This is a genomic window from Pseudomonas sp. 22085 (genome assembly GCF_052045815.1).
Lineage (GTDB): Bacteria > Pseudomonadota > Gammaproteobacteria > Pseudomonadales > Pseudomonadaceae > Aquipseudomonas > Aquipseudomonas glycinae.
This window is the reverse complement of the sequence record NZ_JBQEQA010000009.1, coordinates 71,864-90,707: the sequence shown is the minus strand read 5'-3', so window position 1 is coordinate 90,707 and position 18,844 is coordinate 71,864. Positions and strand designations below refer to the sequence as shown.

The window sequence follows — 18,844 nt, the reverse complement described above, 5'->3', positions numbered from 1 at the left end:
AGTGCTCCTGTTAGAAAGTGGCCTGAAGGTTGAAGTGCAGGCGCGATTCCTGTTTCGAGGTGTTCGGCCCTTCGAGTAGCGGGTAGCCCCAGTCGAGGCTGCCGGACAGCCATTTGCTCAGGCTGGCGCGGGTGCCGAGGCCGACGCTGGCCAGGGCGTAATTGGCGTCCTGGTCCGGCAGCTCGTCGCGCAGATAGAGTTGCGCGCCCTCGGCGAAGGCGTAGAAGCGCCAGTCCTGCATCCAGGTGCCGACGTACTTGGCCAGTGACGGTGTGCGCAGTTCTTCGCTCAGCAGGAAGCCGTCATCGGCGGTGCGTTCGGCGGCCAGATAACCGCGCACCGACGTCGCGCCGCCGGCGGAGAATTGCTCGTTGGAAACCAGCGGTCCCGACGCCAGCTGGAACGCGGCTTTGCTTGCGCTCTGCCAGTCGCTGTCGAAGGTCCAGGTGAAGTTGGTATCGCCCTTGAGCACGGCGAAACTCGGGTTGGCTCGGTAGCGTTTGTAGTCGAAGTCTTCGTCGGAACTGCCGTAGCCGAAGATGCTGCGGGTGGCGGCGACCAGACTCAAACCGAGGCCGAGCTGGCTCTTTTCGTTGTAGCGATAGCCGTTGTAAGCGAAGGTGAACGGCGCGTATTTCAGCGGCACCTTGTCGCTCTCGCCGGACAGGGTCAGGCGTTCGTCGAAGTCCTTGAAGTCGATGCCGGCCGACAGCGAGTTCGACCAGTTGCCACTGGACGGGATCGTGTAGATCGCCGACACGCCGTAGGAATGGCCCTTGCCGAGCACGTTGCTGCCGCCGAGGGTGGCGACGTTGCTGTCGGACTGGTAACCGGAGAACTGCACGCTCCAGCGCTCGGTCAGCGGTGCGGTGTAGGAGCCGGACCAGACCTTGGCGTTGTCAGTCTCCTGAGGCGCGGTGAAGAACGTCAGGTTGACGCTGTGCCCCAACTGCCAAAGGTTGTTGTAGCCGAGGCTGGTGACGGTGCGCAGTTTTTCGGTGTCGGCGCTGTAGTCGTTGTTCAGCCCCACGCTGGCGGTCCACGGGTTCTGGTCTTCGACCTGCAGATCCACGTCCATGGTGCCGGGGCGCTGACCTTCACGCACCAGCGGCATCACCTGGCGGCCCGGGGTCTTGTTCAGTTGCGCCAGTTCGCCCTGGACCTTGGCGAAGTCCGGCACCTCGCCTTCTTTGAGAGCCGGGACGTTGTCGCGAATATCCAGCGGCGAATAGTGTTTGGCGCCGACCACCCGCACCCGGCCGACCTTGGTTTCGCTGACTTGCAGGTAGACGATGCCGTCGGCCACCGCTTGCTCCGGCAACTCGACGAATACCGATTGATAGCCGCGTTCCTGATAGGCCTTCTGCAAGGCATCCCGCGCGCCTTCGATATCGCTCAAGGCTTTTTGCGGGCCGAGGAACGGGTACACCGCTTCTTCGATCGCCCGCGCATCGAGCACGGTGTTGCCGCGCACGAAGTATTCGTTGACGTCCACCAGACGCTGCGCCGCTGCGTTTTCGGCCTCCTCGGCGAACGCCGGCTGCGCACCGGCCGTCACCAGCAGCCAGCCCCACAGCGCCAGCCGTGACGTGAAAATCTGATCCACACTACCCCCTGAAAATTCGCGATGACCTGTTGGCGCTTTTGCGCCTTGCGTGTACGTCAATGACTGGCGTTGTTAATTGCTGACGTGCGGGACCGCGGCGTGCTTGCCCAGCCAGGTGTGCAGCAGCGCGAAGTTCAAGGAGAACTCGGGCATTTGCAGCAGCGCGCCGCAGAACACTTCACCGATGATTTTCTGGATGAGCTGCACCGCACGCGGCTCGTTGAGCAGCGTGGCGATGTCGCGACTGAGGACGTTGAAGCTCCAGACTTTCTGGTTCAGGCCAAGGCCGACGAACCAGCGAAACAGCAGGTTGTAATTGAGCTGTTCGTAGAGCTGCTGTTCGCTGGGCACCGAATACAGCAGTTGCAGCAGCAGAATGTGCATGACCGTCTGCGGGGCGATCAGCATGCCGGGTTGGGCATTGAGGTCGTGCAGGAGGTCGCGGTGGGCGTCGAGCAGGTCGTCGATCTGCGGGCGCAGCAGCACCAGCGAATGCCCCGGCGGAATGTAGCTGGAGACCTCCTTCAACGCGCCCTGCCAGTCATCCTGCGACACGATCCAGACCCACGGCGCGCCGTAGCGATACACCGAAACCGGCTTCTTGCGCGCGGCTTCGACGATCTTCGACAGGCGTTGATCGAGTTCCTGCATGCCCACTTTCGAGTAGCGTTCCATAGTCCCCATTGCCTCACTCCCGGCGTCCCGCCTCGGCTTGTGAAAAGCGCCCCTCAGGGGCCCCTCAAGCGCGTTACATAGGCATGACCGGACTGGCGATGTGCTACCGAACTTTTGTCATAAAAGCTTCATTACGGAAATTGATCGGGGAATTGCAGACACCACAAATACTGTGGGAGCTGCGGTGCGACGATTCGACTTGCCAGCGATGGCGTCAGGTCAGCAACATTTACTTGGCTGACACACCGTCATCGCTGGCAAGCCAGCTCCCACAGGGTTATGGGGTGTTTTCAGAAAAACATTCCGTCAGGTGTAGACGGGCCAGATGTCGACGATCTTGCCACCACGCACCGCCAGCAAGTCGCCGAATTGCAGGAGGACGGCTTCGGTCTGGGTCGGGCGCAAGAACACCTGATCCTCCACCGTCAGCCCCACGGCATTCGAGCCATTGACCATCTCCTGATTCGAGCTACGGCCGTAAACACCATTGCTCTGCAATCCGGGCGGCGACTCAAACTCGGCCATCCAGTTGCCACCGTAGATGAAGAAGGTCTGGCGCTGATTGGCGTCCCACCACGAAAACAGTTTCGACTTGTCATCCAGCGCCGGAATGTTCACCGCCCCCGTGCTTTTCAACACCGGGGTGGCGATGTACGCGGCCGGTTCATGTTCGACCAGCGACGGCAGATCGTAATGCGTCGGCTTGAGCATCGCCGTCCCCACCGACACTTCACTGCTCAGATGTTCGTTTTCATGCATGCGATAACTCGGGCTGCCGGCAGTGTTCAGGCACAAGCCGTCATGCCACAGCGCCGGATACTGCTGCCGGGTGAAGTCGACGCAGCGTTGATAAATCACCATCACCTTGGCGAACAGTTCCTCGGGCGAACCGAGAATCCCCGGCACGCCCATGCCCACGAACGGGTCGTAGCCCATGAACCCGGCAAACTCCAGGTGCTGTGGGTTGGCGGCGATCAGCGCGAGCATCTGCCCGAGCACGTTCACGTCACTGACGCCGCCCCGGTGCAGGCCGACGTCCAGCTCGATGTTGATCCGCATCCGCGTGCCCAGTCCCTGAGCCAGCGCGAGGTATTGCCGCAAGCGTTCGGGGTTGTCGATCAGCCATTGCAGTTGCTTCGCCGGGTCGAACGGGCCTTTGTGGGTTTGGTAGAAAATCTCCGCCGAGCGTACCGGCAACGGCTTGCCCAGGAGAATGTCGGACTGCGGAAACGTCACCGCATCGTGATTGAGGAACGGCTGATGAAACGACATCAGCCGCTGCGTCCCTGCCCTTTGGCCGATGTAGCTGAGCAGGCCTGGCGATGGCAATGACTTCTCCACCAGCCGCAATTGCTTGCCCGCGCGTTTGACCGAGCGCATCACCACGTCGATGTTGTGATCCAGCCGATCCAGATCGATCAGCAACACCGGGCGCATCGGGCCTTTGGTCTTGAGCTCATTGTTCAGCGCCCGGAAATAGTCACTGTAAGGCCCGCCGCGATCGCCCGGTCGCAACCATGCGCCAACCCCCACCAGCAAAGCGCCAACACCCAACGTCCCGAGCACGAAATTACGTCGATTGACCGTCATCAGCTCACCCCCAGAATCGACGACAGATGCCCGTTGAGAAACTTGCCGCTCGGGTCCAGCGCCTGGCGTACCTGAATGAATTCCTGCCAGCGCGGGTACAACGTCTGCAAGGTGCGGGCATTGAGCGTGTGCAACTTGCCCCAGTGCGGGCGGCCGTTGTACTTCCAGAAGATCGGCTCGACGGCGGCGAAGAAGTTGTGATGGTCCATCTGATAATGCTGGTGGACCGAGATCGAGCAGCTGTCGCGGCCTTCGAACATGCTCAGCGGAATGTCGTCGGCCTTGACGTAGCGGTACTCGATGGGAAACCAGGTGCGCAGGTCCTTGTCGCGGATCAGTTTGAGAATCTCCCGCAGGCAGGCCGGGCCGTGTTCGGCGGGCACCGAATATTCCATCTCGTTGAAACGCACGGTGCGCACGTTGGCGTAGATGTCGAACGAGTCGCCGACCCGGTCATCGAAACTCGCCAGATGCCGCAGGCTGTTGAGCAGCGAACTGCGCAGGTTCGGGAAATCGCTGCCGTACTTGTCGATCTTCTCGATCAACGTCACGAACTCGTTGCCGCCCTCCTCTTCGGGCGGAATCGGCGGCGTGGGCGGGTCGGTGGTTTCGTTGAGGGCGATCGACAAGGCGTAGTCGGAATGGGTGACGACGAGCATTTCCCAGTGCTGGTTTTCGCTTGTGTTCTTGTCCAGGTCTTCCAGCAGTTCTTCGGTTTTGGCGATCCACTGGCGCTCCCGCAGGCGATAGGCCGGACGGTTTTGCAGACGGATTCTGGTGGCCACGCCCAACGCGCCGAGGGATACCCGGGCGGCGTTGAATACTTCGGGATGTCGCTGGCTGTCGCAGTCCAGCACTTCGCCGCTGGCGGTCACCAGTTGCATCCCGCAGACGTGGGCGGAATAGGACTGGAAGGTTTTGCCGGTGCCGTGGGTCGAGGTGGAAATGGCGCCGGCGAGGGTCTGGTAATCGATATCGGCCATGTTCTGCAGGGCCTGGCCGATGTCCTTGAGCGGCGTGCCCATGCGCGACATCGGCGTGCTGGCAGCGAATTCGGCTTGCAGGGTTTTCGGGTCGTGATCGAGCAGACCGTTGAAGTAGCTCAGCGACAGCAACGTGCCGTCGGTGGGCACCAAAGCACTGAAGGAATGCGCCGAACCGACCGGGCGAATCTTGCCCGGTGCCTGCTGAATCACTGCGGTCAGTTCATCCAGATTCTTCGGTGCCACTCGCGCCGCCGGCAGGCAACTCTGCCCGCCCGACCAGTTGCGCCAGGGAATCAGCCGAGGTGCGCGCATCAACTGGCCCAGCGCCGGATTGCAGGCCAGCGCGCTGAACGCGCCGACGATGCTTGCCCGTTGCAATAACTGCCGGCGTGTCAGATCTATCGGCATGCCAGGATCCTTATTGTGGGAGCGGCTGATCGGCCATGAAGCCGATCAACTGAAGGAATTGGTCTTCCGAGCACTCGACGCACTGGCCCATCGGCGGCATGCCGTTGTAGCCGTTGATGGCGTGGTCGAGCAGCGTGTCGGCGCCCTGCTGGATGCGCGGTTCCCAGGCCTTGCGGTCACCGGTCAGCGGCGCATTGGCGGCGGGGTTGGCGTGGCAGAGCTGGCAGCTGTTGGCGTAGATCTGCGCCAGCGCCGGGTCTTTGGGAATGGTGTTGTTGGTGCTGGCCGGGGGTTTGGGGTCTTCGCCGCAGCCAGGCAGCGTCATGGCCAACGCCAGTAATAATGTGAGTCGGATTGCCCGCATAACGGCCTCGCTTATTGTTGTGGTCACACCTTAAGGCAGGCGGGTCGGCGGGTTTAGGGCATTGCGGGACATTGAGGGGGGCAAACGGGGCCAGCCCATTACCTGAAGACGATCGTTCCCACGCTCCGCGTGGGAATGCAGCCCTGGACGCTCTGCGTCCGCTTGGAACGCGGAGCGTCCCTTGAGGCATTCCCACGCAGAGCGTGGGAACGATCATGTGTGGATGCCCGCTCTGCTGTGCGGTTTCGCGTGACATTCGCGTGACATTTGCGGGTTTAAATTTCAGCGCATTCAGGCGTATAACCGTTACAGACTTTTTCAATGACGCGGGGTAGCGACATGACCACAGCAAACATCCTTGGCAACCTGTTCCCTTCTGTCAGCGACATCCCGGAAAAATACCGCCTCGACGGTCAGGTCGAGCAACGCGAATACCTGGTCGATGGCCAGTTGCGCCGCTGGGACGGCCCGCTCGCCACCGTGCGCAGCCCGGTCTATCTGCACGGCGATAACGGCGACGAACAAGTGATCCTCGGCAGCACACCGCTGCTGGACGCCGACACCGCCCTCACCGCTTTGGATGCGGCCGTGCGCGCTTACGATCGAGGCCAGGGCCTGTGGCCAACCCTGCGCGTGGCCGAACGCATCCAACACGTCGAAGCTTTCCTCGGGCGCATGCGCCAGCAGCGCGACGCCGTGGTGAAACTGCTGATGTGGGAGATCGGCAAGAACCTCAAGGACTCAGAGAAGGAATTCGACCGCACCTGCGACTACATCGTCGACACCATCAATGCGCTGAAAGAACTCGACCGCCGCTCCAGCCGTTTCGAGCTGGAGCAGGACACCCTCGGCCAGATCCGCCGCGTACCGCTCGGCGTAGCGCTGTGCATGGGCCCTTACAACTATCCGCTGAACGAAACCTTCACCACGCTGATTCCGGCGCTGATCATGGGTAACACCGTGGTATTCAAACCGGCCAAACTCGGCGTACTGCTGATCCGTCCGTTGCTTGAAGCCTTCCGCGACAGCTTCCCCACCGGCGTGATCAACGTGATCTACGGCAGCGGCCGCGAGACCGTCAGTGCGCTGATGGCCAGCGGCAAGATCGACATCTTCGCCTTCATCGGCACCAACAAGGCCGCCAGCGACCTAAAGAAACTGCACCCGAAACCACACCGCTTGCGCGCAGCATTGGGCCTGGATGCGAAAAACCCCGGGATCGTCCTGCCAGAAGTCGACCTCGACAACGCAGTCAGCGAAGCGGTCACCGGTTCGCTGTCGTTCAACGGCCAGCGCTGCACCGCGTTGAAGATTCTGTTCGTGCATGAAGATGTGGTGGACAGCTTCATCGAGAAATTCAACGCCAAACTGGCCAGCCTCAAACCGGGCATGCCGTGGGACAACGGTGTGTCGCTGACACCGTTGCCGGAGTCGGGCAAGGTCGATTATCTGCATGGGCTGATGGCTGACGCGCAGAGCAAAGGCGCCCAGGTGGTCAATCCGAATGGTGGCGAGTCGCGGGAATCGTTCTTCTACCCAGCGGTGCTGTACCCGGTGACGCCGCAGATGCGCGTTTATCAGGAAGAGCAGTTCGGGCCGGTGGTGCCGATTGTGCCGTACCGTCACCTCGATACCGTGATCGACTACGTGCTGGAATCGGACTTCGGCCAGCAACTGAGCATCTTCGGCACCAACCCGGTGGCCGTCGGCCGACTGGTCGACACCTTCGCCAACCAGGTCGGGCGGATCAACCTCAACGCCCAGTGCCAGCGCGGGCCGGACACCTACCCGTTCAACGGTCGCAAGAACTCCGCCGAAGGCACGCTGTCGGTACACGATGCACTGCGGGTGTTTTCGATCCGCACCCTGGTGGCGACCAAGTTCCAGGAACCCAACAAGGATCTGATCAGCGAAATCATTCGCGGACGGGATTCGAACTTCATCGCCACCGACTACATCTTCTGAGGAGGAATCAGCGCTGAGCACTTTCAGCCCCCACCGCTGGCCGCCGCTGTTGCGGCGGATCCTGCGGCCGTTGCTCGACCCGTATCGACGTTATCGCCATGCTCGAACGATTCACGCGGTGCGGGTCGCGTTGGGGTTGCTGGCGACAATCCTGCTGACCACCGGCATCAATCTGCCCCACGGCGAATGGGCGTCGGTGACCATGCTGGTGGTGATCGGCGGCCTGCAGCACCACGGCAACATCGGCAAGAAAGCCGCCGAGCGTGCCACCGGCACCTTGATCGGTGCCGGCGTCGGTTTGTTGATCGTGGCGCAACAGGCGTGGCTGGGCATGCCGTGGCTGACCTATTTTGCGATGGCAGTGGTCTGCGGATTCTTTTCGTATCACGCCATCGGCAAGGGCGGCTACACCGCCCTGCTCTCGGCCATTACCGTGTTCATTGTCGCCGGGCATGGCGACAACCCGATCACCGACGGGCTGTGGCGCGGGGTCGATATCCTGATCGGTATCGCCCTGGCCCTGGCCTTTTCCTTCGCCCTGCCGCTGTACGCGGTGTACTCGTGGCGCTACAACCTGGCCGACGCGCTGCGCGATTGCGCGACGGTGTACGGGCGGATCATCGGCGGCCAGTCGGTGACGGCCGACGAACACTTGAAGTTGATGAGCCGGCTGAACGCGGTGATGGTGCAACTGCGCTCGCTGATGCCGTCGGTGTCCAAGGAAGTCAAAGTCTCGATGACTGAGCTGGACGCCATCCAGCGCAACCTGCGCATGTGCATCAGTACCCTGGAAATTCTCGGCAACATTCGCCCGGATGCCAACGACCCCGACGCCATGGCGCATCTGCAAGCCGCGCTCAAGACTGAGCACCGGCACATTCGCGTGCAATTGATCGGCATGGCCCGAGCGTTGAAATCCGGTGCGGCCCAGAGGCTGGGGCGCCCGGTGGAGTTGCCGGACGCCAGTCTCGATACGCCTGTCTACAGCCCGCTGGATGGCTACCGTTTGTTGACCCGGCAACTGGCGGCCAACATCGGCGAGATGCGCCAGCGCCTGGCGAAGACCGCGCCGCGCTGGAACATCTGAGGTTTACTGCGCGGCCAGGCGCCGCGCCTTCAATCCCCAACCCTGTTGCATGCCCGCAGCGGCCAATAGAATCGCCGCCACGCCAATCCATTGCAGGGTTTGCAGTTGATGACCGAAGGCAAACCAGTCAACGAAAATCGCCGCGATCGGGTAGATGAATGACAGCGCGCCGGTCAATGCGGTCGGCAGTTTCTGGATCGCGCCGTAGAGCAACACGTACATCAGACCGGTGTGGACGATGCCCAGTGTCACTAGACTGGCCCAGGCACTCGGTGCCTCGGGCATCGCTGAAAAATGGGCGAATGGCGCGAGCAACAGCACGCCGGTGCAGACCTGGATCAGCGCAATCAGGTGCGGCGGCGTGCCGGTCAGGCGCTTGATGATCAACGCGGCGATGGCGTAGAGAAACGCCGCCCCCAGCGCCAGCGCAATCCCCATCAGGTAATCATTGCCACCCTCGCCCTGCCCGCCGTGGGCACTGACGATGGCCAGCATTCCCATGAAAGAAATCGCCAGCCAGAACATCTTCTGCAGGGTGATCCTCTCGCCGAGAAACAGCGCCGCCAAACCCACCAGCATGAACGGCTGCACGTTGTAGACCGCCGTGCCGATGGCAATCGAGGCCCTTGAATAGGAGGCGAACAGCAGCACCCAGTTACCGACGATTGCCACCCCGCTGAGCACCGCCAGCAGGAATGTGGTGCGGGTCAGAATGCCTGGGCGCAGAAAGCCGAACGCAGCGCAGATCAGCAACAAGGTGCCGGCGCCGAACAGGCAGCGCCAGAACACCACGTCCAGCACCGGTTGCCCGGACACCAGCACGAACCAGCCGATCGTCCCGGATATCAGCATGGCGGCGGTCATTTCGAATGAGCCGCGACGGATTGTTTTGTCCATCATCTATCTCCTTAATGTGTGGCAAAAGTATGCCAAGCGAGATCGGGCCCTCTCCAGCGGAAAAAGCAGGCTAAACTCGGTTTCTGCCTTTTTTATCAAGGGTAGTTTGTGCCATTCGCCTAATGCGGGAGTTTCTTGTATGACCGACGATATCGACCAGATCCTGATCGGGGCCCTGATGGAGGATTCGCGGCGCTCGCTCAAGGCCCTGGCGCAAATCAGCGGGTTGTCATCGCCGAGCGTGGCCGAGCGCCTGCGGCGGCTGGAGGAACGCGGTGTGCTCAAGGGTTACACCGTTGAAATTGACCCGAAATGCTTCGGTTATCAGTTGCAGGCGATTGTCCGGGTGCGGCCATTACCGGGGCAGTTGCAGGAGGTCGAGCGGCAGATTCTGTCGATTCCCGAGTTCACCGAGTGCGACAAGGTGACCGGCGAGGATTGCTTCATTGCCCGTTTGCATGTGCGCTCGATGGAACAGTTGGACACCCTGCTTGATCGGCTGAATACGCTGGCGGAAACCAATACCGCGATCGTCAAGAAGACCCCGGTGAAACGTCGATTGCCACCGATGGCCTGAGCGGCGTAGTTTGAGTCTTTTCCGGCGAAGGATTGGCGGTATGAAAATTCAGGCAATGATGCTGGCTATGGTGATGCTGGCCGGGTGCGGGACGGTGCAGACCGTGGCATTCAGCGATAAGTTTTCCACCGACCAGTTGAAGGCTAAAAAATCCTACTGCGGCGCTGTACCGCGCATCTACAGTGGCGTGACGTACGATTTCTGCATGCTGCACGCCGAAAAGCCGGATGACGTCGATGCGTTCAACTACAAGAACGCTACACCGGGTCTGCTGGTCGATGCGGCCGTGTCGGGAGTGCTCGATACGTTGCTGCTGCCCTACACGATCTACAAGCAACAGGCTGATGGCAGCATCGAGATCAATTGAGCGCCTGCTTGCGTTTTCGCAGGCAACAAAAAACCCGCTTTCGCGGGTTTTCTGTTTATAGCGGTGCAGCGATCAGTCGTCGCGGCTCATGATGCCGAAGATCTGCAACAGGCTGACGAACAGGTTGTAGATCGATACATACAGGCTGATGGTCGCCATGATGTAGTTGCGCTCGCCGCCGTGGATGATGGCGCTGGTCTGGAACAGGATGCAGACCGACGAGAACAGCACAAAACCTGCGCTGATCGCCAGTTGCAGGCCGCTGATCTGGAAGAACATGCTCGCCAGCGTCGCACCCAGCAGAACGAAGAAACCGGCGGTGATGAAGCCACCGAGGAAGCTCATGTCCTTGCGGGTGATCAGCACGTAGGCCGACAGACCACCGAACACCAGTGCAGTCATCGCGAACGCGGAGCTGACCACTTCAGCGCCGCCCTGCATGCCCAGGTAACGGTTGAGGATCGGGCCGAGCAGGAAACCCATGAAACCGGTCAGGGCAAATGCCGACACCAGCCCCCAGGCAGAGTCACGAAGCTTGTTGGTGAGGAAGAACAGACCGTAAAAACCGATCAGTACCACGAAAATGTTCGGGTAGCCGACCCGCATCTGCTGGGCCACGAACGCCATCACACCGCTGAATGCGAGGGTGAGCGCCAGTAGACCGTAAGTGTTGCGCAGGACGCGGCTAACCTCTAGCTGCTCAGCCTGCACGCTGTTGTGAACTGCGTAATCCTGTTCGCGCATGGCGACACTCCTGTTGGTTTGAAACGTTCAGTCGCAAAGATCATAACAGACGCTCTGTAACAAGCCATGCACAGAGTTTGACAGTGTGTTTCATTCAGGTATTATGGCGCCCGCAACGCAACGGAGGTGTGGCCGAGTGGTTTAAGGCAACGGTCTTGAAAACCGTCGACTGTAACAGGTCCATGAGTTCGAATCCCATCGCCTCCGCCATCTTATGTACGACAAAGCCCTGATTATTCAGGGCTTTGTCGTTTCTGACGTTCCAGAAATTCTGATGACATCAGGATGTTTTCCACAAACCGCAACTTTCACTCCCTTCTCCAGCGTCCTGCCGAACATAAAACACTCTTCATGTAATACGGGAATTCATCAAGATGACCCTGGCCGTGATGATGGCACCTCACTGACAGCTATCAGCCGAATGCTGCCTCCTGCGGACGACTGTCCTGGCCGAAACCGTTTCAACTCTCACGACTGCCGAACCGTAGCTGCCGCTCAATAATGGATAAGCGCGTCATCAAAGGAACTAGCCCAATATTGAAACGTCTGTTTGAATAACGGCATGATGCCAGCCAGCAAAAAGGCCGATGGCGCAGCTGATAACAACACAAGAATGGAGTGCGCGATGAGCCAAACCGACCAACTTTTTTCCTATTGGTGGAATACATCAGGCCCTTGGGTAGAAGAACCCAACGTACGCAGGAGTGGCACGAGCGGAGTGCAGCGAGTGATGCATGACGGTGCCACTGTTTATGTTAAGCGCCAGACGGGTCATTTGTTTCGCAGCCTGAGATATCCTCTGGGGCGCCCCACCACCCTGCGCGAAGGCCGCGCGCTCACAAAGTTACTCCATCTTGGGGTCAACGCCCCTCAACCGGTTTACTACGGTGCGCAAAAAATCAAAGGGGTCTGGCACGGCATCTTGGTCACCAAAGACTTGAACGGTTTCCAGGATTTGGAATCCTGGTACAACGAAGGCGCAAAAAACCAATACACGACCAAGCAACTGGACAATGTGCTCGAAATACTCGCGTCGTTAATGGCACGAATGCATCTCGGCCGCTGGCAACATGGCTGCATGCGCTCAAAGCACATTTTTATCAAAGTTCGCAATTCGTCGAGCGATCCCGAGTTCGAGCTTGCGCTGCTCGATCTCGAGAAGTCCCATGGGCGAATCAGCTCATTGCGGGCAGCTCGGCACGACATTTTGCAACTCAGACGGCATTCCTATTGGAGCGAACCGGAGTGGCAACACTTTCTTCGTCATTATGAAAAGCACCTGGGTCGACCAGTAATCACTCAGGGCCGTTCTTGAGAGCCCAACGAAGGCGGCAGGCGCTCACAGCACATGAATGTCTGCGTCGATCTGCCAGGTGAACCGGTGAATGCAGGGTGTGTGCCCGGCCCCGCACAACTCATTGAAGGTTCTACTCTACTGACTCAGCTACCATCCAGTTTTTCGAAAGCACAGGCCACGCCGGACCGGGATCGGAACGGTCGAGAACGATTCGGCGCACATTGACTATCCGCGCGGCGCCGGGTGGTGAGGCTGAAGCCATCTTTATATACGACAAAGCCCTGATTATTCAGGGCTTTGTCGTTTCCGCGATCAGGCCTCGATTTTCAGCACTGATGGCTACTCCGGTTTGACTGTTGCAGCCGGCGCCCTGGCGTCAGGACCGATTTTGAACCAGATCGAGTACATCGCAGGCAGGAACACCAGCGTCATGATGGTGCCAACGAGCGTGCCGCCAATCAGGGTATAGGCCAGCGTCCCCCAGAACACCGAGTGTGTCAGGGGAATGAACGCCAGGATCGCCGCCAGGGCGGTCAACAGTACCGGTCGCGCACGTTGCACCGTGGCTTCGACGACAGCGTGAAACGGATCCAGCCCTTCTTGCGCGTTGTGATGAATCTGCCCGATCAGAATCAGCGTATTGCGCATCAGGATCCCCGACAGCGCAATCAACCCGACCAACGCATTGATGCCAAACGGCTGATTGAAGATCAGCAGTGTCGGCACCACGCCAATCAAGCCTAACGGCGAGGTGAGGAACACCATGATCATCGCCGAGGTCGAACGGACCTGCACAATGATGATGACCAGGGTCATGGCGATCATGATCGGCAACAACGGCAGGATCGCCTTGCCGGCCTTGCCGGACTCTTCGATCGCACCCGCCTGCTCGATCCGGTAACCGGAAGGCAGCTTGTCGATGATCGGCTGCAATTGCTTCAGCAGCGCACTGGAAACATCCGGTGGCTGCAAGTCTTCGGCAATGTCGCCGCGCACGGTGATGGTCGGGGTGCGATCACGTCGACGCAGGATCGGATCCTCCATGCGCACATCGACCTCGCCGATCTGCGACAACGGGATTCGCTGCCCCGAGGCACCGACCAAGGTGAAGCCTTCGATTTGCTGTGGATCGAGCCGGACATCGCCCGCTGCCCGCCCCATGACCTGCACGGAACGAATATCTTCACGCACCGCTGTAATCGGTACTCCGCTGAGCAGGAACTGCAATTGCTGTGCAACCGCAGTCGATGTCAGCCCCACTGCCTGTAGACGATCCTGATCCAGGTTGAAATGCAACGACGGCGTCAGCGGCCCCCAATCAGTGTTCACGGTTCTCATCATCGGGCTGTCCTGCATCACACCCCGCACCTGCTCGGCGATCACGCGCAACTTGGCCGGATCAGGCCCCATCACCCGGTAGGCCACCGGAAACGGCGAGTAAGGACCAAACACGATTTGCGTTGCCCTGAGACGCGCCTCCGGGGCGAGCCCTTGAGCCACCGCGTCACGAAAACGCAACTTGAGGGTTTCCCGTGCTTCCTGACTGTCGGTCAGTACAACGATCTTGGCGAACGACGGATCGGGCAGTTCCGGTGCCATCGCCAGGAAAAAACGCGGTGCACCCTGACCGATATAGGCCGTGACGATTTTTGCCTCATCCTGCTGGTGCAGCCAGGCTTCGACCTTGGCGGCCGTGGCGCTGGTCTGCTCGATGGAAGTGCCGTAGGGCATTTGCACTTCGATCATGACTTCAGGACGGTCAGAGGTCGGGAAGAACTGTTTCTTCACCAGGCCCATGCCCGCAGCGGCCACAAAGAACAGCACAATGACCATGCCCGCGACCAGCCATTTGCGGGCAATGACCCGGGTCAGAACCCGGCGGAAGCGGTTGTATCGCGGCGTGTTGTAGATCGCCGTATGTCCCCCCTCCACCGCCTTGATATCCGGCAACAGTTTCACGCCCAGATAAGGGGTGAACGCCACTGCCACGACCCACGAAGCGATGAGAGCGATGCCCACGATCCAGAACATGTTGCTGGTGTATTCGCCGGCCGTGGACTGAGCAAAACCGTTCGGCAAAAAACCGATCGCCGTCACCAGGGTTCCGGACAGCATCGGCGCCGCCGTGTGGCTCCAGGCATAGGCAGACGCCTTGATGCGATCGTAGCCCTCCTCCATTTTCACCACCATCATTTCAATGGCAATGATCGCGTCATCGACCAGCAGCCCGAGCGCCAGAATCAACGACCCCAGGGTAATACGGTCGAAATTCTTGCCGGTGGCCGCCATCACCACAAACACGATCGCCAGAGTCAAAGGAACCGCGGCGGCGACCACCACGCCGACACGCCAGCCCATGCTCAGAAAGCAGACGAGCATGACCACCAGCAGCGCGACGAAGAACTTGACCATGAACTCGCCAACGGCGGAGTCGATATTCACTGCCTGGTCGGTGACTTTCGAGAGGGTCATACCCAAGGGCATTTCCTCATTGATCCTGACGGTCTCGGCATCCAGCGCCTTGCCCAGATCAAGACCGTTCCAGCCCTCACGCATCACCACACCGAGCAACAGCGCCTCTTCGCCGTTATTGCGCACCAGGAAGGTAGCCGGGTCTTCATAACCGCGTTCGACCGTCGCCACATCAGACAGCTTGAGCGTCCGCCCCTGCCCGACCACAGGGGTGTCACGGATTTTCTGCAGTTTGTCGAACGCACCATCGAGACGCAGAAAAACCTGTGGCCCGCTGGTGTCGATTGATCCGGCCGGGGTCAGTGCGTTCTGACTGTTCAGCGCGGCGAAGATGTCCTGCGGTGACAAGCCCAACGTGGCCAACCGGTCATGCGAAAAGGAAACAAATATCCGTTCGGCTTGTTCGCCGATGATGTTGACCTTCTTCACCCCCGGCACATGCAACAGGCGCTGGCGCATGGACTCCGCATCGCGGACCAGCAGACGCTGTGGCTCACCCTTGGCTTTCAGGGCGAACAGCGCAAAGGTCACGTCCGAATACTCGTCGTTGACCATCGGCCCGATGACGCCCGCCGGCAACTTGATTGCTTCATCGTCGAGTTTTTTACGCGCCTGATAGAACTCTTCCTGCACTTGCGAGGGCGGCGTGCTATCGAGCAACGAGACCATCGTGAAAGCGAGCCCTGGCCGCGTATAGGTTTCCGAGCGGTCGTACCATTTGAGTTCTTGCAGGCGTTTTTCCAGTGGCTCCGCCACCTGATCCTGCATCTCCTGTGCGGTCGCCCCCGGCCACGCCGTGATGACGGTCAACTGCTTGACGGTAAATGGAGGGTCTTCGGCACGCCCCAACTGGAAGAACGCCAGGGTGCCGGCAACGGCGATCAGGAAAATCAGAAAGACCGTGATCGAACGCTCGCGAACGGCGATGGCGGAAAGGTTGAATCGTCCTTCGCTCATGGACGACTCCCGGCAACGGTCGCCGCATCAGGCACGGACATTCTTACTGCTTCACCTTCGCGCAACAGGTGAGCGCCCAGCGCCACAATCTGTTCGCCGACCCGAAGCTCGCCAGCCACTCGCGCCAGATCATCGCTCAAACCCAGCACTTTAACCGGACGCCAGGTCACGGTTGGCGGTGTCCCGGCGATGACCCACACGCCAGGACCTTTACCGGCGTCGTAGAGCGCGGCAATGGGCACTTGCAACGATGCGGCGGGTGTCGAACCCTCGGCGATTCTGAGGGTGACTGTCGAACCTATCGGCGCATTGGCCAGCGCGCCTTCCAGTACATAGCGGGCCTCGAACGTACGCGTCGTGCGGTCCGCCGAATCCGAAAGCAACCTCAGTTTCGCGGTCACAGCACCCGAGGCGTCGCCATAGAGCGTGGCTTGCGCGGTGGATCCTGCTGCGGGACGCAACGTCTCGGGCAAGTGCACGATGGCCTCGCGTTGCCCTGCCCGCGCCAGTCGAACCACCGGTCGTCCGGGACTGACGACTTGTCCGGGTTCGGCGAGTGTTTCCACCACAACGCCGTCGGCATCGGCGACCAGCACCGCGTAACCGGAAGCGTTGCGGGCAACGTCCGCTTGCGCTTCAGCGGCGCTGAGTTGGGCCTTGGCCGTGTCTGCGGCGGCTTTGATCTGATCGTAGGCCGAAGCGGAAATGGCGCCGGCGCTGACCAGAGTGCGATAACGAGCTTCATCATCGGCTGTCTGCCTGGCGCGGGCTCGGGCGGCGATGACAGACTCCTGCTGCGCGCGGGCTTGCAACCCCAAGTCGATGGGGTCGAGCCGCATCAGCGGCTGCCCGCGTTTGACGGTCTGCCCCGTGTCAACCAGACGTTCGAGCACCTTGCCCGATACGCGAAAACCCAGGTCGCCCTGAATGCGCGCCGTCACCACCCCCGTAAAAGATCGGGAACCGTCGCCCGCAGCCTGAACGGCGGTGAACCTGACCAGAGGCGCCTGTGTGCGCGGGTCTGCAACGGATGAGGAATCACCGCACGCCGCCAGGGCGAGTGGCAACAGGCATGCGGCGATGGGAAAAATTCGGAGCCGGCGCATAGGTACCCTTACTGAAAATAGGATGATCATCATATTCTCAGTTCTGTGACCATTAACGTCAACAGTCACAAACCATGAACTGTCCGGCGCTTCAGTTTTATCACTCACGCCGCACTGATATTTATAACCTGCTCAATCAAATCGATCGCCCTTGATTGACAAGATGTGACCAATATTTAATATGGTCACAAAACTTGTAAAGGAACGACGATGCCTCCCCTCCGCCCGATTGCTCTTTTGGTTACCGCCAGCCTCATGGCAGGTTGTGCGGTGGGTCCGGATTACCATCGTCCAGACGCCCCGCTTTCAGATCATTACCTGGGGCAGTCTGCTGTCGAACCGCGATCAGGATCGACACCGGACAGCCTTGCCGCCTGGTGGGAAAGCTTTAACGATCCGCTACTGAGCAACCTCATCGACCAGGCCTTGCAGCAGAATCTGGATCTTGCACAGGCATCAGCGCGCGTCACCCAGGCCAGGGCCGGCCTGGGGGCCGCCAATGCAGCACTGCTGCCCTCGGCGAATATCAGCGCACAGGCGGCACGCGCTTATCAGTCCGTAGAGACACCACTGGGCCAAGTCTTGAATTCAACACCCGGCTATGACCGTTACGGCAATGCCTACGAGGCCAATCTTGAGGCGGGCTGGGAAGTCGATGTCTTCGGCGGACTGCGCCGCGGGCGTGAGGCGGCACTGGCTGAGTATCAGGCCTCAGCAGCCGGTTTCACGGCGACGAGGTTGGCGATCGCTGCGCAAACGGCCGATATCTACATCACCCTGCGCGGATTACAGGCGCGGCTGGACATCGCCAACCGGCAAGTCGACACCCGGCGCGCATTGCTGGAGAAGGTTCAGTTGCTTTACGGCAAAGGGCTGGCCGCGGAGTATCAGGTGCGCCAGGCCGAGGGTGAATTGTCGCAAGTCCAGGCGAGCGTTCCGGTACTGCAAAGCGGTCTGGAGGCGGCCATGAATGCGATGGACGTGCTGCTCGGCACGCCTCCCGGCACCCACCGCACGCAACTGGCACCTGAGGGCGAAATTCCCGATGTGCCGTCGCTGACTGCGCTGGGCACACCGGCAGATCTGCTGCGGCGCAGACCGGATCTGATCGTGGCCGAACGCCGCCTTGCGGCCTCCAACGCGCGTATCGGCGAAGCGATTGCCGAGTACTACCCGAAATTTTCCCTCAGCGCCTTGCTCGGCAGCGCGACTGCCGTCTCCGGCGGCAATCTTTTCACCAGCGGCGCGAGCCAGTCGAGCGCTGTACTGGGTCTGCGCTGGCGGCTTTTCGACTTCGGACGCATCAACGCCCGGATCGATCAGGCCAAAGGCCAGGAATCTGAAGCATTGGCCGCCTATCGCCAGTCGGTACTGCGCGCCACCGAAGATGTAGAGAACGCGCTGTCCTCACTGGTGAATCGGCAAACTCAGACCACCACCCTTACCGGCGGCGAAGCGGCGCTGACTCAAGCTCGCCGGTCCTCGTTCACCGCCTATGAAAAAGGCACCGCCAGCCTGATCGATGTCCTGCACGCCGACGAAACACTGTTGCAGGCCTCCGACGCCAGAGCGCAAGCGCGGACCGAATCGGCCCGTGCGGCGGTGGCGGTATTCAAGTCGCTCGGTGGAGGATGGCAACCCGTTGAGCCGGGTTCTGTAGCGGCGCGCTGAGCAGCAACCTCAGATCGCTTCAAGAGTCAGGAGACTCGCGCACTCCCGACCCGCATTTGGCTTGATAGCGCTCAA

At 60.4% G+C, this 18,844-nt stretch carries 15 protein-coding genes and 1 tRNA gene; 7 read left to right on the top strand and 9 right to left on the bottom strand.

Features of this window, described 5'->3' with window-relative positions; genetic code table 11:
- Positions 1–10 precede the first annotated feature (10 nt).
- The 5 genes from ACTJK7_RS13210 to ACTJK7_RS13190 all read right to left on the bottom strand — a co-directional run bounded on the left by ACTJK7_RS13210 (position 11) and on the right by ACTJK7_RS13190 (position 5,629).
- The gene (locus ACTJK7_RS13210) at positions 11–1,606 is read right to left on the bottom strand and encodes a ShlB/FhaC/HecB family hemolysin secretion/activation protein (protein WP_108561694.1); all 1,596 of its coding nucleotides are present in this window, start codon (positions 1,604–1,606) and stop codon (positions 11–13) included.
- Between the two features lie 72 nt (positions 1,607–1,678).
- Positions 1,679–2,290 carry a transposase gene (locus ACTJK7_RS13205; RefSeq protein WP_082934408.1) on the bottom strand — a complete coding sequence of 204 codons (612 nt, stop codon included), beginning with the start codon at positions 2,288–2,290 and terminating at the stop codon, positions 1,679–1,681.
- A 297-nt stretch (positions 2,291–2,587) separates the two neighbouring features.
- Positions 2,588–3,796 (bottom strand): DSD1 family PLP-dependent enzyme, encoded by a 1,209-nt coding sequence (locus ACTJK7_RS13200; protein ID WP_199913027.1) that lies wholly within the window; start codon positions 3,794–3,796, stop codon positions 2,588–2,590.
- A gap of 74 nt (positions 3,797–3,870) precedes the next feature.
- Positions 3,871–5,199 (bottom strand): D-arabinono-1,4-lactone oxidase, encoded by a 1,329-nt coding sequence (locus ACTJK7_RS13195; protein ID WP_440780828.1) that lies wholly within the window; start codon positions 5,197–5,199, stop codon positions 3,871–3,873.
- Between the two features lie 76 nt (positions 5,200–5,275).
- Positions 5,276–5,629, bottom strand: coding sequence for a c-type cytochrome (locus ACTJK7_RS13190; RefSeq protein WP_039772345.1), 354 nt, complete (start codon positions 5,627–5,629; stop codon positions 5,276–5,278).
- Positions 5,630–5,968: 339 nt separating this feature from the next.
- Here ACTJK7_RS13190 and ACTJK7_RS13185 point away from each other — a divergent pair, with 339 nt between their 5' ends.
- Positions 5,969–7,594, top strand: a complete 1,626-nt coding sequence (locus ACTJK7_RS13185) for an NADP-dependent glyceraldehyde-3-phosphate dehydrogenase (protein ID WP_108561687.1) — start codon at positions 5,969–5,971, stop codon at positions 7,592–7,594.
- A gap of 46 nt (positions 7,595–7,640) precedes the next feature.
- Entirely contained in the window at positions 7,641–8,681 is a 1,041-nt protein-coding gene (locus ACTJK7_RS13180) for an FUSC family protein (protein WP_199913025.1), read from the top strand.
- A 3-nt stretch (positions 8,682–8,684) separates the two neighbouring features.
- Here ACTJK7_RS13180 and ACTJK7_RS13175 read toward each other — a convergent pair whose 3' ends face one another.
- Entirely contained in the window at positions 8,685–9,578 is an 894-nt protein-coding gene (locus ACTJK7_RS13175) for a DMT family transporter (protein ID WP_064381846.1), read from the bottom strand.
- Positions 9,579–9,717: 139 nt separating this feature from the next.
- Here ACTJK7_RS13175 and ACTJK7_RS13170 point away from each other — a divergent pair, with 139 nt between their 5' ends.
- Both ACTJK7_RS13170 and ACTJK7_RS13165 read left to right on the top strand, forming a co-directional pair.
- Positions 9,718–10,155, top strand: a complete 438-nt coding sequence (locus ACTJK7_RS13170; protein ID WP_064381847.1) for an Lrp/AsnC family transcriptional regulator — start codon at positions 9,718–9,720, stop codon at positions 10,153–10,155.
- 40 nt (positions 10,156–10,195) lie between these two features.
- Positions 10,196–10,522: a YceK/YidQ family lipoprotein gene (locus ACTJK7_RS13165; RefSeq protein WP_108561683.1), complete on the top strand. Its 327-nt coding sequence runs from the start codon at positions 10,196–10,198 to the stop codon at positions 10,520–10,522.
- Between the two features lie 72 nt (positions 10,523–10,594).
- Here ACTJK7_RS13165 and ACTJK7_RS13160 read toward each other — a convergent pair whose 3' ends face one another.
- On the bottom strand, positions 10,595–11,266 hold the full coding sequence (locus tag ACTJK7_RS13160) for a Bax inhibitor-1/YccA family protein (RefSeq protein ID WP_007955123.1): 672 nt from the start codon (positions 11,264–11,266) through the stop codon (positions 10,595–10,597).
- 122 nt (positions 11,267–11,388) lie between these two features.
- Between ACTJK7_RS13160 and ACTJK7_RS13155 the strand changes: the two genes are divergently transcribed.
- Positions 11,389–11,476, top strand: a tRNA-Ser gene (locus ACTJK7_RS13155).
- A 415-nt stretch (positions 11,477–11,891) separates the two neighbouring features.
- Complete coding sequence (locus ACTJK7_RS13150; protein WP_236196643.1) at positions 11,892–12,581, top strand: lipopolysaccharide kinase InaA family protein; 690 nt, start codon at positions 11,892–11,894, stop codon at positions 12,579–12,581.
- A gap of 321 nt (positions 12,582–12,902) precedes the next feature.
- On the opposite strand, the gene ACTJK7_RS13145 is transcribed toward ACTJK7_RS13150, so the two are convergent.
- Complete coding sequence (locus ACTJK7_RS13145) at positions 12,903–15,992, bottom strand: efflux RND transporter permease subunit (protein WP_440780770.1); 3,090 nt, start codon at positions 15,990–15,992, stop codon at positions 12,903–12,905.
- The gene (locus tag ACTJK7_RS13140; protein ID WP_440780773.1) at positions 15,989–17,098 is read right to left on the bottom strand and encodes an efflux RND transporter periplasmic adaptor subunit; all 1,110 of its coding nucleotides are present in this window, start codon (positions 17,096–17,098) and stop codon (positions 15,989–15,991) included. Before ACTJK7_RS13140 ends, ACTJK7_RS13145 begins: the two co-directional genes overlap by 4 nt.
- 210 nt (positions 17,099–17,308) lie before the next feature.
- Here ACTJK7_RS13140 and ACTJK7_RS13135 point away from each other — a divergent pair, with 210 nt between their 5' ends.
- Positions 17,309–18,769, top strand: a complete 1,461-nt coding sequence (locus ACTJK7_RS13135; RefSeq protein WP_323151503.1) for an efflux transporter outer membrane subunit — start codon at positions 17,309–17,311, stop codon at positions 18,767–18,769.
- Positions 18,770–18,844: the final 75 nt, after the last annotated feature.